Origin of the sequence: Pseudomonas sp. PDM21 (assembly GCF_014852505.2) — a bacterium.
Lineage (GTDB): Bacteria > Pseudomonadota > Gammaproteobacteria > Pseudomonadales > Pseudomonadaceae > Pseudomonas.
On the sequence record NZ_CM181223.1, the window covers coordinates 482597 to 496877 of the forward strand.

A 14281-nucleotide genomic window follows, 5' to 3' on the forward strand; every position below is an offset into this window, starting at 1 on the left:
CCGACGATGGTTTTTCACGGTAATTCGAAAAAGGCGTCCCTTGTGGGCGCCTTTTTTATGACTGTCCTTTTTTCCCTGGACGCCAGCGCCGCTGCCTGCCCGCAACCTTCGTCGGCCGAAACGGTGCGCGTGGCGCGAGTGGTGGACGGCGACACGCTCAAGCTCGCCGACGGCCGCAGCGTCCGCCTGATCGGCGTCAACGCCCCGGAACTGGCCCATCACGGCCGCTCCGAGGAAGCCTTCGCGGTCGCCGCCCAGCGTCGTCTGCAGGAACTGGTGGCGGCCAATGACGGCGAGGTTGGCCTGGTTGCCGGCCAGCAGGGCAAGGACAAGTACGGTCGCACCCTGGCCCACGCCTATGACGCCCATGGCAACAACCTCGAATCCCGTCTGCTCGCCGAAGGCCTGGGCTACCTTGTAGCTATCGCCCCCAACACCGACCTCACCGCCTGCCAGCAGGCTGCCGAGCGGCAAGCCCGCAGCGCCGGGCTCGGTCTGTGGAAGCGCTCTCCGGTACAGACGGCGGAACAACTTCACGAAAGCGGATTCGCAGTGGTTCGCGGACGGGTCGAGCAGGTACAACGCAATCGCGGCGGGCTGTGGATCGATCTCGACGGCCCGCTGGTGCTGCGGATCGAGGCGAGACTCGTGAAGCGTTTCGACGATGCAACCCTGCGCGATCTCAAGGGTCGACAGGTAGAGGCGCGCGGCTGGGTCATCGACCGCGCCGAACGTGGTGGCGTGAAACCCGGACAGGCGCGATGGATGCTGCCTGTGACCGACCCGGCGATGATGGAGGTATTGCCATGAGCTTGCGCTCGTTCGGAATTCTGACCCTGCTGGCGCTGCTGAGCGTTCTCGGCGGCTGCGCCACCAACCCGGCCACCGGCAAGTCTGACTTCGTGATGATGAGCGAGCAGAGCGAGCTGGAGATGGGGCAGAAGTACAGCCAGCAGATCGCCCAGCAGTATCCGCGCTATGAAGACGGCAAGCTGCAGGCCTACGTCCAGCAGGTCGGCGAGCGGGTTGCCCGCGCCAGCGACCGGCCCAATCTGCAATATCACTTCACGGTCATCGACACGCCCGACATCAACGCCTTCGCCCTGCCCGGCGGCTACATCTATATACACCGCGGGCTGATGGCGTACCTGGGCTCGGAAGCGGAGCTGGCTGCCGTACTCGGCCACGAGGTCGGCCACGTCACGGCCCGCCACAGCGTGCGCCAGCAGAGCCAGTCCAGCGCCTGGAACATCCTCGGCCAGGCAGTGGCCATCGGCACCGGTGTCGGCGCCGCCGCCGACCTCACCAACGTGCTCGGCACCGCCTTCGTGCGCGGTTATGGCCGCGACATGGAGTTGGAGGCCGACGGCCTGGGTGCCAAGTACCTGGCCCGTGCGGGCTATGACCCGACCGCCATGATCCAGGTGGTGCGGGTGCTGAAGAACCAGGAAGACTTTGCCCGCGACGAGGCCGCGCGCAAGGGCCAGGCCGCCCAGCCGGTCGGCTACCACGGGTTGTTCGACACCCACCCGGACAACGACCAGCGCCTCAAGCAGGTCATCGGCCCCGCCCAGACCCTGGCCGCCAACAGCCAGCACGAGATCGGCGCCGAACGCTACCTGAAGGCCATCGACGGCATGCCCTTCGGCGACTCCGCTTCCAGTGGCGTGCGCCGTGGGCAGAGCTTCTACCACTCGGAGCTGGACTTCACCCTGACCTACCCGTCGGGCTGGGGCATCCTCAACCAGCCGACCGCGCTGGTGGGCTACACCGCCGACCAGCAGGCCTACATCGGCATGAAGCTGGTGCCCCGCGAAGGCCAGCTGACCCCGGCGGAATACCTGCGCAAGGGCGCTGGCGGGCGGTTATCGAACGAAGAAAGTTTCCTGCAGGCCGGTCTCGACGTCGCCACCGGCGTGGTGCCCGGCTCGCCCGCCCGCCGCGCCGCGGTGATCTACCAGAAGGACCGCGCCTACCTGTTCATTGGTGTGGTCAAAGGTCGCGCTTCACTGGAAAGCGAAGACGACCACTTCATGCAGGTCATCCGCAGCTTCCGGCCGATGCGCGCCGACGAGCAGAAACTCGCACAACCGCGCCGGATCGCCGTCATTCAGGTCAAATCCGGGCAGACTGTAGAGCAGTTCGCGAAGGCTGAATCCGGTCCGGAATCTGACTCGATAAATCGTATACGTTTATTGAATGACTTGTATCCAACTGGTCAGCCAAAAGCTGGCGACTGGCTGAAAGTCGTACGCTAGAGGTCTTGACAGCAGGGGCTTGGGCTACCTTGGCAGGTGCGGGGTTTGTGCGTATGCTCGGACCCCCGTCTGTCCAACAAGCAACAAAAGCGGAAGTGCCCAAATGTCTGATCTCAAGACCGCTGCCCTCGAATATCACGCCCAACCCCGCCCCGGTAAACTGAGCGTCGAGCTGACCAAGCCGACCGCCACCGCCCGCGACCTGTCGCTGGCCTACAGCCCGGGCGTCGCCGAGCCGGTGCGCGAAATCGCGCGTGATCCGGAACTGGCCTTCAAGTACACCGGCAAGGGCAACCTGGTCGCGGTCATTTCCGACGGCACCGCCATTCTCGGCCTGGGCAACCTCGGCCCGCTGGCCTCCAAACCGGTCATGGAAGGCAAGGGCGTGCTGTTCAAGCGCTTCGCCGGTGTCGACGTGTTCGACATCGAAGTCGACGCCGAGAGCCCGCAGGCCTTCATCGATACCGTCAAGCGCATCTCCATCACCTTCGGCGGCATCAACCTGGAAGACATCAAGGCACCCGAGTGCTTCGAGATCGAGCGCGCGCTGATCGAGCAGTGCGACATCCCGGTATTCCACGATGACCAGCACGGCACCGCCATCGTGACCGCCGCCGGCATGCTCAACGCGCTGGAAATCGCCGGCAAGAAGCTGGAGACCGCGAAGATCGTCTGCCTGGGCGCCGGCGCCGCCGCCATCTCCTGCATGAAGCTGCTGGTGAGCATGGGCGGCAAGGTCGAGAACATCTACATGATCGACCGCCAGGGCGTGATCCACGCCGGCCGCAACGACCTGAACCAGTACAAGGCCGTGTTCGCCACCGAGACCGACAAGCGCACCCTGGCTGACGCCCTGGAAGGCGCCGACGTATTCGTCGGCCTGTCCGGCGCCAACCTGCTGAGCCCGGACGACCTCAAGCGCATGGCGCCGAACCCGATCGTCTTCGCCTGCTCCAACCCGGACCCGGAAATCAAGCCGGAACTGGCGCACGCCACCCGCGACGACGTGATCATGGCCACCGGCCGTTCGGACTACCCGAACCAGGTCAACAACGTACTGGGCTTCCCCTTCATCTTCCGCGGTGCCCTGGACGTACGCGCCACCCGCATCAACGAAGAAATGAAGATCGCCGCCGCCCTGGCCCTGCGTGACCTGGCCAAGCTGCCGGTACCCAAGGACGTGTGCGACGCCTACGGCGTGAGCGCCATCGAGTTCGGCCGCGAGTACATCATTCCGAAGCCGATGGACAAGCGCCTGATCACCGTCGTTTCCGACGCGGTGGCCAAGGCTGCCATCGAGACCGGCGTGGCGACCCTGCCGTATCCGAAGCACTACCCGCTGCAGTCGGTGGAAGACGTCTTCAAAGGCTGATTCCGTCTGATTTGAAGAACCCCGCCTCGGCGGGGTTTTTCTTTTTCCGCTGAAGGAAACGAAGAGTTACCGATTAGTGACTGAAGGCAGAGGCCTTCAGAGCGCACCGGACTATCCTTCCCCGCTCATGCATTGACGCGTCCGCTGCCCTGGAGCGGGCCGGGCGCATGGGGGAGCATCATGAATCGGACTTTGCTGGCAGTCGCCACTCTGGCGGCCAGCGCCGCGCTCATCGGTTGCGCAGGGGCACCGCAAATGAGCTGGGAGAGGGTAGGGGATTCGGCGCAGCGCGCGGTCACCAGTGCCGACGTCTGGGCCCCGGTGGCTGGCGCGGCAGTGATCGCTGCCGGTGGCTGGGACCACCAGTGGCAGAAGTCGGCGAGCAACCACGACTGGTTCTTCGGCGGCGACGCCAACCAGGCGGCCGACCGCATGCTCAACCTCGCCACCGGCCTGAGCGTCGTCACTGCCCTGGTGGCTTCACCCAAGGACGTGAGCAGCGAGGAGAAGTGGAGTTGGCGCGGGCGCAACCTGACGCTGCTGGCGGCGGACCGCTACGCCGTGACCGGCTTCGTCGAGGAAGCCAAGGAATGGTCCGGGCGTGAGCGGCCGGACGGGATTCCCGACGACTCCTTCCCGTCCAAGCACACTGCCGTTACCGCCGTGCACACCAGTTTCACCCGCCGCAATCTGGACTACATCGACATGGACCCGACCTGGCGCTACACCGCCAAGGCCGGCCTCTACACCCTCGACGGGCTGACCGCGCTGTCGCGCGTGGAAGGCGACAAGCACTATCCCACCGATGTGCTGGTGGGGATGGCGGTGGGCAACTTCTTCGCCAACTTCACCTACAACCTGTTCCTCGAAGGCCCGGAAAGCGAGCGCTACAACCTGACCGTGGTGCCGGAAACCGGCGGCGGGATGAGCCTGCGCGCGGCGATGCTGTTCTGAGGTTGGCGCGACGCCGTGGGCAGCGTCTAGTCTTGAAAGCTTCTCTCTGGACGACAAACCCGATGCCGTTGCGCCTGCTGCTGATCCTCTTGTTCCTGTGCGTTACCAGCGCGGCGCGGGCCGGGGAGGTGCTGCGCATCGCTGCGGACCGCTGGCCGCCCTATGCCGATCGCCAACTGCCCGGCAACGGCGTGGCGGTGCACCTGGTGCAGGCTGCCCTCAAGCGCGCCGGGTACGCCAGCGAGTACATCGAAGTGCCCTGGCCGCGCGTGCTGCATGGCGTGGCGAATGGCGAGTACGACCTGGTGGCGGATGCCTGGTATTCGCCGGAGCGGGAAGCCTTCGCCGTGTACTCCGAGCCCTACCTGGTCAACCGCGTACGCCTGATCAAACGCCAGGGCTCGCCCATCACCTTCGCCAGGCTCGCCGATCTCTACCCGTACCGCATCGCCATGGTGCGCGGGTATGCCTATTCCGAGGCGTTCAACAACGATCCGAAACTGCAGCGGGTACCGGTGTTCAGCTTCGTCAACGCGGCGCTGATGCTGCAGGCAGGGCGGGTGGACCTGACGCTGGAAGACGAGATCACCGCGCGGGTGCACTTCAATGGCGACCTTGCCGAACTCAAGGGGCAGCTGGAATTCCTGCCGGTGCCGCTGACCGAGAATGGCCTGCACATTCTGGTTGGCCGGCATGTGCCCGACCACGCGGCGATCATAGCGGCGTTCAACAAGGCGATCCGCGAGATGCACGAGGACGGCAGCTACGACGAGCTGATGCACGAACACGGGCTTTAGCCGTCGCTGTGTTCCCTTGCAGACCGTAGGGTGCATAACGCGCCAGCGTTATCCGCCGCGGTGCCATTGGCGGATAACCCGTTCCGGGTTATGCGCCCTACAAGGGTTTCGTGGACGGAGTCCGCTCCTACGCAGCTGGAAGTTTCGACGTCAGGCGGCCTCGATCTGTTCCGCGCCGAGGTCCTTCTTCAGCAGGTGCGCCGCCAGGGTGCGCAGCGGCGTGAGCTGTCGGCAAATGAGTGCCAGCTGGGTCTGCACCAGCCGGTGGGCGTCGTCCTGTTCCTCGGGCAGCTCTTCCAGGCGCTTGGCCAGCGCGTCTTCCTCGTCGCTGTAGATAGCCACCGCGCGTCGCTCGTTGAGCCGCGCAGCGATGTCGTCGAGGCTGCTGGTCAGGCGTTCGGCGGCCTCGGCGATGAGGTCGTCGTTAACATCCGGCGGCAGCTGGTTGCGGTGCGCGCCGAGGGCGGAGAGGTAGCTGAGCAAGGTGTGCGACAGCACCAGGAAGCGGAAGCCGATCTCCGCGTCCTTACGGAAGTGGCCGGGTTCCAGCAGCATGTTCGACAGCGTGGTGGAGAGCGTCGCGTCGGCGTTGTGCGCGTTGCGCCGTGCGGTGCGGTAGGCGAGGTCGTCGCGCTTGCCGTTGGCGTACTGCTGCATGATTTCCCGCAGGTAGCGGCTGTTGCACGCCAGGGTGCCGCCGACCAGGCGGTGCAGGCTGCGCCCGTGCCAGTCGGGCAGCACCAGGAACACCGCAATGCCGGCGATCAGCGCGCCGAGCAGGGTATCGAACAGACGCGGCAGGATCAGCCCGTAGCCGTCGCCCACCTGGTTGAAGCAGAACAGCACCAGCAGGGTGATCGCCGCCGTCGCCAGCGTGTAGCGCGTGCTCCGCGTGGCGAAGAAGGCGACCCCGGCGACCACTGCCAGCAGGGACTGGATCAGCGGGTTGGGGAACAGGTCGATCAGTGCCCAGCCGGCCACCAGGCCGACCAGCGTGCCGAGGATCCGCTGCACCATGCGGATGCGCGTGGCGCCGTAGTTCGGCTGGCAGACGAACACCGTGGTGAGCATGATCCAGTAGCCCTGGGTCGGGTGGATCAGGTGCAGCATGCCGTAGCCGGCGGCCAGGGCCAGCGACAGGCGCAGGGCGTGGCGGAACAGCAGTGAGGTCGGCGAGACCTGCAGGCGGATGCGCTCCAGCGCGTCCTTGAATGAGCGGGGGGAGCGGTCCAGCAGTGTGCTGTCCTGCTCGTCGTCGAGCATGTCGGGGTTGCTCGCGCCGCTGAGCTTGCGGTCCAGGGTGGTGAGGTTGGCCGCCAGTGCGCCGAGCGAGCGCAGCAGTCCGCGCCAGGCCGGGTTGCCCTGCTGGCGCAGGTACTCCAGCGAGGCGTTGAGGTCGGCCAGGGCCAGTTCGCTGTCGTTGTAGTCGAACGGATGGCGCAGCTGGATCGCCTTCGCCAGTGCCTTGCACGCCTTGCCCTGCTGGTTGAGCAGGCGCTGGCAGCGGAACAGCACGTCGCTGTGGAAGAAGGCTTCGGCCAGCTGGTTGTACGGGTAGTGCGAGGAACTGGCGCGCTCGTGGACGTCCTGGGCGATGAAGTAGAGCTTCAGGTAACGGCTGATCTTCGGGCTCGGCCTGCCGTGGGACAGGCGCGCGAGGATGGTTTCCTTGGCCTGGTTGAGCGCCACCACGACCCGCCCGTTCTGCCGTGCCAGCGCCAGGCGCTGGGCTTCGACGTCGAGCTGGCGCAGCGGCTCCAGCAGGGTCGACTTGATCTTCAGGTACTCGCCCAGTTCGAGGAACAGTTTGGCCAGGCTCTGCTGCACCGGCTGGTTGGCGAACAGTGCGTTCCACAGCACCGAGAGCAAGCCGTACCAGAGCGCGCCGGCCACCAGCAGCAGGGGTTCGTGCCAGAAGTCGGTGGGCGTACCACCGCGCTGGTCGACGCCGATCATGGTGTAGATCGACAGGATCAGGGTCGCCGAGGCGATTGCCGCATAGCGCTCGCCGAGGGCGCCGAGCAGGGTCATGGCGAAGGTCGAGAGTGCGAGCCCGGCGACGAACAGCTGCGGGTAGGGGAACAGCAGTTCCACCGCCAGCGAGGCGATGGTGAAGCACGCGAGGGTCACCAGCAACGCCTGCAGGCGGCCCAGCCAGTGGTCGTCGGTTTCCGCCAGGGCGCTGGCGATGACCCCGAGGAACAGCGGGATCACCAGCTCCGGCCGACCCTGCAGCCAGCACGCGAGCATGACCCCGCTGAGGGCGACGAACACCCGCAGGCTGTAGGCGAACTTGTCCAGCGCCCAGAGGCGCCGCAGAGACTGGAGCAGTGGGGAGGAGAGCATGCGCGTGCGGGACTTCCGGATGTCTGCCGCTCAGACTAGCGGATCGCTCCGGGCGCGGCTATCGCGAGCGCGACAGGTTGGATGTCGTACCTGTAGGAGCAAGCCATGCGCTTGATCGCGGGCATGGCGCGCGCCTACAGGGGGAATGACGTCAGAGGATGCGTGCCTTGAACGAGCGGCCCTTGATCTTGCCTTCGTTGAAGTGCTTCAGCGCTTGCTTGGCGATCTCGCGTTCCACGGCAACGAAGGCCTGGAAGTCGAAGATGGCGATCTTGCCGACCTGGGTGCCCTTGAGCCCGGCGTCGCCGGTCAGCGCGCCGAGGATGTCGCCGGGACGCAGCTTGTCCTTTCGCCCGCCGGCGATGGCCAGGGTGGTCATCGGCGGCAGCAGCGGCGTGTCGCTGGCCTTGAGGAAGTCGATGCGCTCCCAGTTCAGCGGCGCGCCCTGCAGGTCTTCGATGGCCTGTGCGCGATTGGCTTCGGCGGGGGTAACCAGCGATAGCGCCAGGCCCTTTTCGCCGGCACGACCACTGCGACCGATCCGATGAATGTGGATCTGCGCATCGCGCGACAGTTCGACGTTGATCACTGCTTCCAGTGCGGCGATGTCCAGCCCGCGCGCGGCCACGTCGGTGGCCACCAGCACGCTGCAGCTGCGGTTGGCAAACATGGTCAGCACCTGGTCGCGCTCGCGCTGCTCCAGGTCGCCGTGCAGGGCCAGTGCGGAAATCTTCCGGGCGTTGAGCTGCTCGACGACTTCCATGCACTGCTGGCGGGTATGGCAGAACGCGACGCAGGACTGCGGGCGGAAATGCTGAAGCAGGCGGACGACGGCATCGAGGCGCTGCTTGGGATCGATCTCGTAGAAGTGCTGCTCGATCTGGCTGTCATCGTGCAGCGCTTCCACTTCCACGCGCTCGGGGTTCTTCAGGAATTTCGCCGCCAGTTGGCCGATGCCGTCGGGATAGGTGGCGGAGAACAGCAGCGTCTGCCGGCGCGCCGGCGCCTGGCCGATGATGTCGGCGATGCTGTCGTAGAAGCCCATATCGAGCATGCGGTCGGCTTCGTCGAGTACCAGGGTGTTCAGGCCATCGAGCTTCAGGGTGCCGCGGCGCAGGTGTTCCTGGATGCGGCCGGGCGTGCCGACCACCACGTGGGCGCCGTGCTCCAGCGAGCCGATCTGCGGGCCGAAAGGCGTGCCGCCGCACAGGGTCAGTACCTTGATGTTGTCGGCGGCGCGGGCCAGACGGCGGATTTCCTTGGCCACCTGGTCGGCCAGCTCGCGGGTCGGGCACAGCACCAGTGCCTGGCAACCGAAGTAGCGCGGATTCAGCGGGCTGAGCAGAGCGATGCCGAAGGCGGCGGTCTTGCCGCTGCCGGTCTTGGCCTGGGCGATCAGGTCACGGCCCTTGAGGATCGCCGGCAGGGCGGCGGCCTGGATCGGCGTCATCTCGCGATAGCCGAGAGAGTCGAGGTTGGCCAGCAGGTCGGCCGACAGCGCGAGGCTGGAAAATGCAGAGGTGGTCACGAAGGGAGCCCGGGTGAATCCATATGGCCGCGCAGTGTAGCAGGAGAGCACCCTCAGGAGGGCTGAGAAGCTGATATGGCAAGGGTTTGAGGCCACTCGTCCGATTTTCTCCAGGTGCTGATCCGCGGTTTTTTCAAGAGATTCGCTTTCCGCAGATTTTTGTCGTAGAGTTTCTGCACTGTGTTTGCATGGGTCGCCGTCGATCGTGACCTGATGCGGTCGGTTATTCCACCCCGTCCTGCTCGACTCCTTGTAACTCCTTGCAACTCAGTTCCTGGCCATTCGTGGCTAATTTTAAAAATACGTTCCAAGGAGAACACCATGTCGAATCGTCAGAACGGCACCGTCAAGTGGTTCAACGAGACCAAAGGCTACGGCTTCATTACCCCGGAAAGCGGCCCGGACGTGTTCGTACACTTCCGCGCTATCGAAGGTAACGGCTTCAAGACCCTGGCCGAAGGCCAGAAAGTCACCTTCGAAGTCGTGCAGGGCCAGAAAGGCATGCAGGCCGAGCGCGTACAGGTAGCCTAAACGCTTCCTGGCGTCAGCCAAGAAACCCCGGGTGGAAACATCCGGGGTTTTTTATTGCCTATAGTGCCGCCATAGCCTTTCCGGAGCCGCCATCCATGCCATTCACCTTCCGCCTGCTGCTCGCCGGCCTGCTCATTCCGGGCAGTGTCCTTGCCGCCGACGCCCCCGCGCAGCCCGCTACCTGGGGCTGGGTGGAAACGCTCATGCTGATGCCCGAGCAGGCGCCGCTCAAGGCCAAGCTGGACACCGGCGCGCAGACCTCGGTGATGGATGCGCGCAACATCGTCCGGATCAAGAAGAACGGCGAGCGCTGGGTGCAGTACGACGTGATGCTCACCGATCCGGCCACCGGCAAGGAGCAGCGCCTGCCCTTCGAGCGGCGCGTCGAGCGCGTGCTCAAGTTCAAGAACGAGAGCGGCGTCGAGCGCAGCCCGGTGGTGCTGATGGACGTGTGCCTGGGTGGCAAGGTCTACCGCGAGCAGTTCACCCTGCGTGACCGCCAGACCCTGGACTACCCGGTGCTGCTCGGCCGCCGGACCCTGGAACACCTGGGCGCGGTGGACGCCTCGAAGACCCAGACCGTCGCGCCCACCTGCAAGCCCTGATCAGTGTTCGTCGACGCCATGCTCCGGCTCGACCCGGCGTGGCGTGGTGCGACCGTCGTCGGCATTGAGCTGGAAGAAGATCGCCGCCGCCAGCATCGAAAGGATGCCGACGCTGAAGTAGGTCGCGTGGAAGGCTGACAGCACGTCGCCCTGGGCGCTTTCCTGATCGCCGTTGAAGCCGCCCAGCAGCGCCGCCGCGCAGGCGATGCCCATGCCGATGGACAGCTGCATGACCACCGAGAGCAGGCTGTTGCCGGCGCTGGCGTTGTCGTCGCGCAGGTCGATCAGCGAGAGGGTGTTCATCGCGGTGAACTGCAGCGAGTTGATCCCGCCCAGGACCGCCAGTTGCACCAGCAGCAGCGCGTAGGGCGTGTTCTGGTCCACCAGGCCGAGGCTGGCGATCATCGCGCCCAGCAACAGCGTGTTGCCGACCAGCAGCTTGCGGTAGCCGAACAGGTCCAGCAGCGGTCGCGCCAGCGACTTGATGACCATGGCCGCCAGGGCCATCGGGATCATGGTCATGCCCGCCCGCGACGGCGAGAAGCCCAGGCCGATCTGCAGCAGCAGCGGCGTGAGGAAGGGCAGGGAGCCGCTGCCCAGTCGGGCGAACAGGTTGCCCAGGACGCCCACGGCGAAGGTCCGCGTGGCGAACAGCGAGGGCGGGAACAGTGGCGCTTCGATGCGCAGCGCGCGCAACCAGTAGGCCGCCAGCAGCACCAGCCCGCCCACCAGCAGCAGAACCACGCGCACGTGGGGCATGTGCAGTTCGCCCAGGCCCTCCAGGGCGATGGTGATCAGTACCATGGCGCCACCGAAGAGCAGGAAACCGATCGAGTCGAAACGCGTTGCGCGCACGCCGCGCAGGTCCGGCATCAGGCGCAGGGCGACGATGAAGCCGACCAGCCCCACCGGCAGGTTGATCAGGAAGATCCAGTGCCAGCTGGCGTACTCCACCAGCCAGCCACCCAGGGTCGGTCCGGCCAGTGGACCGAGCAGGCCGGGGATGGTGACGAAGCTGAGGATGCGCACCAGCTCCGTGCGCGGGTACACGCGCAGGATCACCAGGCGCCCCACCGGCATCATCAGCGCGCCGCCGATGCCTTGCACCACGCGGGCGCCGACCAGGGCGCCGAGGCTGGGCGAGAGCGCGCAGAGCAGCGAGCCGAGGCTGAACAGGAAGATCGCGAAGAGGAATACCCGGCGGGTGCCGAAGCGGTCGGAAATCCAGCCGGAGGAGGGGATCAGCAGCGCTACCGTGAGCAGGTAGGCGATCACCACGCCCTGCATGCGCAGCGGGTCTTCTTCCAGCGAGCGGGCCATGCTCGGCAGCGCGGTGTTGAGGATGGTGCCGTCCAGGGCCTGCATGAAGAAGGCGATGGCCACCAGCCAGGGCAGCAGGCGGGCCACTCGGGGCGTGAGGATGAAGGGTTCGCTCATGGTCGGTCCGTCGGGCGGGGATGGCTCTAGCTTAGGGAATCTTTGCCGATCGCGGGGAAAATCGCCGCGGCAGTGGCGAGACGATTCTCCCTCGTCGCCAGCCGGAGTGATTGGACGAATGACCTTTCATTGCCGGCAGGCCAGGAGTTCCCTGGCGCAGCCCGATGACGCCGGACATTTCTGTCCCTGTGAACGGAGCGCGTTTTTCCTCCGCTGCGCCTTCCAGGGCGGAACAATGGCCCTGCCTCCCGGTCGATATGGCGTCCGGAACCCCCAGGAGACAGCGATGTCCGTCAAACCCCGTGTCACCCTCGCACTGGCCGCCCTGCTGGCGACTTCCTCCGCGTTCGCCTTCAACCTGGGCGATGCCGCCAAGGCGGTGTCCGGCGCGACCGGCGCCGACACCTCGCGCGTGGCTTCCACGCCGCAGACCAGCGGCCTGCTCGGCGCCCTGACCGGGCAGCTCGGCGTCAGCGACGAACAGGCGCTCGGCGGTACCGGCGCGCTGCTGGGCCTGGCGAAGAACAAACTGAGCACCGCCGATTACTCGCAGTTGGCGAAGACCGTTCCCGGCCTCGACAAGCTCACCGGCAGCAATGCCCTGGGCGGCCTCGGTGGCCAGCTTGGCGACCTGGGTGGCGGCGCCTCCAGCGGCCTGCTGGGCAACGTCAGCAGCATGGGCGACGTGAGCAAGGCCTTCGGTGCGCTGGGCATGGACCAGGAGATGACCGGCAAGTTTTCCAGCGTGCTGCTGGATTACCTCGGCAAGCAGGGCCTGAACAGCAACCTGCTCGGCACCCTGGGCAGCCTCTGGGGCACCGGCGCCTGATATCCGCCGGCCGGCGCGGAACCGCCGCGCCGCGCCCCGGTCCTATCGACGATCCGGCCCCGCCCTGGGGCGGGACATCCGCTTTCCGGAGCCGTCGATGCCCATCCGTTCCGTCGTCTTCCTGGCCGCCTGCCTGGCCGTTTCCCCCGTGTTCGCCGCCACCTTCACCGACACCAGCGAGCCCGCCACTCAGGGGCAGGGCGTGCCGCCGGCCGCCAGCGCGTTGCTGGGCAACCTCACCAGGCAGCTGGGTGTCAGCGAGCAGCAGGCCATCGGCGGTACCGGCGCCATGTTGGCGATGGCGATGAACAGCCTGAAGGAAACCGACACGGCGCAATTGCAGAAATCCCTGCCGAACCTCGACCAGCTCGCCGGCAACAGCTCGCTGGGTGATCTGGGCGGGGCGCTGGGCGGTTTCGGTGGACTGGGCAACGCCGCGGCGCTGCTTGGCGGGATCAACAACCTGCAGGACGTCGACCAGATCTTCGGCGTACTGGGCATGGACCAGTCGATGATCGGCCGCTTCGCCGGGGTGATCCTCGACTACTTCACCGAGCAGGGCCTGAGCAGCCAGTTGCTGGGGACGCTCGGCGGACTCTGGGGGACGCCGGCGGCCCCGCTGACGCCGGCTGCGCCGGTCGCCGGACGAGGCGCGTAGGGAGCGTCAGAACTCCTGGCGCAGTTGCTCGATGCGCGCATCCTTCTGCTCCCACAACTGCGACACCCAGTGCTGCACGTACTGGCGGAATTCCGGGTCGTTCTCGTAATCGCCCTGCCAGAGCGCGGGGTCGATCTCGCGCGCCTGGATATCGACGATGACGCGCGGCACGCGTCCGCACAGCAGGTCCCAGAAGCCCGGTCGCGGGCCCTTCGGATAGACCAGGGTGACGTCCAGCAGGGTATCGAGCTGCTCGCCCAGTGCCGCCAGGACAAAGGCCACGCCACCGGCCTTGGGCTTGAGCAGGTTCTGGTAAGGCGACTGCTGCTGGGCCTGCTTGGCCGGGGTGAAGCGCGTGCCTTCGAGGTAGTTCACCACGGTCACCGGCATGCGCTTGAACTTCTCGCAGGCCGCCCTGGTGATCTCCAGGTCCTTGCCCTTGAGCTCCGGGTGCTTCTCCAGGAAGGCCTTGCTGTAACGCTTCATGAAGGGATAGTCGAGCGCCCAGAAGGCCAGGCCGAGGAAGGGCACCCAGATCAGCTCCTTCTTCAGGAAGAACTTGAAGTAGGGCGTCTTGCGGTTGAACGCCTGCACCAGCGCCGGAATGTCGACCCAGGACTGGTGGTTGCTGATCACCAGGTAGGAGGTGTCGCCGCGCAGTTGGGCGGCGCCGCGGATGTCCCACACGGTCGGGGTCATCAGGGCGAAGATAGCCTTGTCGATCTCCGCCCAGGTCTCGGCGATCCACATCACCCCGCGCGAGCAGGCGTCCTTCGCGGCCTGGCCGGGGATGACCAGCTTGAGCAGCGCGATCAGCAGCATCGGCCCGATCAGGATCAGCGTGTTGAGCAACAGCAGGAGGCTGGCGATGACGCCTTTGACTGCCGGCATGGGGTCCATTCCTTGTGCGACGGTGGCGCGGCCATGATACGCAGACAATTGTCCCGGCCCAAGCGGCGCGGGTAT

At 66.1% G+C, this 14281-nt stretch carries 13 protein-coding genes; 9 read left to right on the forward strand and 4 right to left on the reverse strand.

All coding sequences use genetic code 11. The features are described from left to right. Positions 1-57: 57 nt before the first annotated feature. The 5 genes from IB275_RS02340 to IB275_RS02360 all read left to right on the forward strand — a co-directional run bounded on the left by IB275_RS02340 (position 58) and on the right by IB275_RS02360 (position 5381). Positions 58-810 carry a thermonuclease family protein gene (locus IB275_RS02340; RefSeq protein WP_225607733.1) on the forward strand — a complete coding sequence of 251 codons (753 nt, stop codon included), beginning with the start codon at positions 58-60 and terminating at the stop codon, positions 808-810. Beyond that, positions 807-2258, forward strand: coding sequence for a M48 family metalloprotease (locus tag IB275_RS02345; protein WP_412548195.1), 1452 nt, complete (start codon positions 807-809; stop codon positions 2256-2258). The genes IB275_RS02340 and IB275_RS02345 overlap by 4 nt, the downstream gene beginning before the upstream one ends. A 103-nt stretch (positions 2259-2361) precedes the next feature. Next, a complete protein-coding gene (locus IB275_RS02350) occupies positions 2362-3630 on the forward strand; it encodes a malic enzyme-like NAD(P)-binding protein (protein ID WP_045212856.1) in 1269 nt (422 codons plus the stop codon). A 180-nt stretch (positions 3631-3810) separates the two neighbouring features. Then, positions 3811-4584 (forward strand): phosphatase PAP2 family protein, encoded by a 774-nt coding sequence (locus IB275_RS02355; RefSeq protein WP_192293721.1) that lies wholly within the window; start codon positions 3811-3813, stop codon positions 4582-4584. A 62-nt stretch (positions 4585-4646) separates the two neighbouring features. After that, positions 4647-5381 carry a substrate-binding periplasmic protein gene (locus IB275_RS02360; RefSeq protein ID WP_192293720.1) on the forward strand — a complete coding sequence of 245 codons (735 nt, stop codon included), beginning with the start codon at positions 4647-4649 and terminating at the stop codon, positions 5379-5381. Positions 5382-5531: 150 nt separating this feature from the next. On the opposite strand, the gene yccS is transcribed toward IB275_RS02360, so the two are convergent. Together yccS and dbpA are read right to left on the reverse strand one after the other, a co-directional pair. After that, entirely contained in the window at positions 5532-7727 is a 2196-nt protein-coding gene (yccS, locus tag IB275_RS02365; RefSeq protein ID WP_192318854.1) for a YccS family putative transporter, read from the reverse strand. Between the two features lie 151 nt (positions 7728-7878). Beyond that, the gene (gene dbpA, locus IB275_RS02370) at positions 7879-9255 is read right to left on the reverse strand and encodes an ATP-dependent RNA helicase DbpA (RefSeq protein WP_192293718.1); all 1377 of its coding nucleotides are present in this window, start codon (positions 9253-9255) and stop codon (positions 7879-7881) included. A gap of 321 nt (positions 9256-9576) precedes the next feature. Between dbpA and IB275_RS02375 the strand changes: the two genes are divergently transcribed. Further along, positions 9577-9786, forward strand: a complete 210-nt coding sequence (locus IB275_RS02375; protein WP_081519642.1) for a cold-shock protein — start codon at positions 9577-9579, stop codon at positions 9784-9786. Between the two features lie 95 nt (positions 9787-9881). Beyond that, positions 9882-10391, forward strand: coding sequence for a retropepsin-like aspartic peptidase RloA3 (gene rloA3, locus IB275_RS02380; RefSeq protein ID WP_151189080.1), 510 nt, complete (start codon positions 9882-9884; stop codon positions 10389-10391). Here the strand turns inward: rloA3 and mdtD are convergent, their stop codons facing one another. Beyond that, positions 10392-11828, reverse strand: coding sequence for a multidrug transporter subunit MdtD (gene mdtD / locus IB275_RS02385; RefSeq protein WP_081519644.1), 1437 nt, complete (start codon positions 11826-11828; stop codon positions 10392-10394). It lies immediately after the preceding gene. Positions 11829-12114: 286 nt separating this feature from the next. Here mdtD and IB275_RS02390 point away from each other — a divergent pair, with 286 nt between their 5' ends. Continuing rightward, the gene (locus IB275_RS02390; RefSeq protein WP_081519645.1) at positions 12115-12657 is read left to right on the forward strand and encodes a DUF2780 domain-containing protein; all 543 of its coding nucleotides are present in this window, start codon (positions 12115-12117) and stop codon (positions 12655-12657) included. Between the two features lie 97 nt (positions 12658-12754). Beyond that, positions 12755-13315 carry a DUF2780 domain-containing protein gene (locus tag IB275_RS02395; RefSeq protein ID WP_192293717.1) on the forward strand — a complete coding sequence of 187 codons (561 nt, stop codon included), beginning with the start codon at positions 12755-12757 and terminating at the stop codon, positions 13313-13315. A 6-nt stretch (positions 13316-13321) separates the two neighbouring features. On the opposite strand, the gene yihG is transcribed toward IB275_RS02395, so the two are convergent. Next, the gene (gene yihG / locus IB275_RS02400; RefSeq protein WP_192293716.1) at positions 13322-14206 is read right to left on the reverse strand and encodes a 1-acylglycerol-3-phosphate O-acyltransferase, YihG family; all 885 of its coding nucleotides are present in this window, start codon (positions 14204-14206) and stop codon (positions 13322-13324) included. Positions 14207-14281: the final 75 nt, after the last annotated feature.

Coding starts and splice junctions, on each gene's coding strand:
- IB275_RS02340 (WP_225607733.1), top strand. CDS start 58: ATGACTGTCCTTTTTTCCCTGGACGCCAGCGCCGCTGCCTGCCCGCAA.
- IB275_RS02345 (WP_412548195.1), top strand. CDS start 807: ATGAGCTTGCGCTCGTTCGGAATTCTGACCCTGCTGGCGCTGCTGAGC.
- IB275_RS02350 (WP_045212856.1), top strand. CDS start 2,362: ATGTCTGATCTCAAGACCGCTGCCCTCGAATATCACGCCCAACCCCGC.
- IB275_RS02355 (WP_192293721.1), top strand. CDS start 3,811: ATGAATCGGACTTTGCTGGCAGTCGCCACTCTGGCGGCCAGCGCCGCG.
- IB275_RS02360 (WP_192293720.1), top strand. CDS start 4,647: ATGCCGTTGCGCCTGCTGCTGATCCTCTTGTTCCTGTGCGTTACCAGC.
- yccS (WP_192318854.1), bottom strand. CDS start 7,727: ATGCTCTCCTCCCCACTGCTCCAGTCTCTGCGGCGCCTCTGGGCGCTG.
- IB275_RS02375 (WP_081519642.1), top strand. CDS start 9,577: ATGTCGAATCGTCAGAACGGCACCGTCAAGTGGTTCAACGAGACCAAA.
- rloA3 (WP_151189080.1), top strand. CDS start 9,882: ATGCCATTCACCTTCCGCCTGCTGCTCGCCGGCCTGCTCATTCCGGGC.
- mdtD (WP_081519644.1), bottom strand. CDS start 11,828: ATGAGCGAACCCTTCATCCTCACGCCCCGAGTGGCCCGCCTGCTGCCC.
- IB275_RS02390 (WP_081519645.1), top strand. CDS start 12,115: ATGTCCGTCAAACCCCGTGTCACCCTCGCACTGGCCGCCCTGCTGGCG.
- IB275_RS02395 (WP_192293717.1), top strand. CDS start 12,755: ATGCCCATCCGTTCCGTCGTCTTCCTGGCCGCCTGCCTGGCCGTTTCC.
- yihG (WP_192293716.1), bottom strand. CDS start 14,206: ATGCCGGCAGTCAAAGGCGTCATCGCCAGCCTCCTGCTGTTGCTCAAC.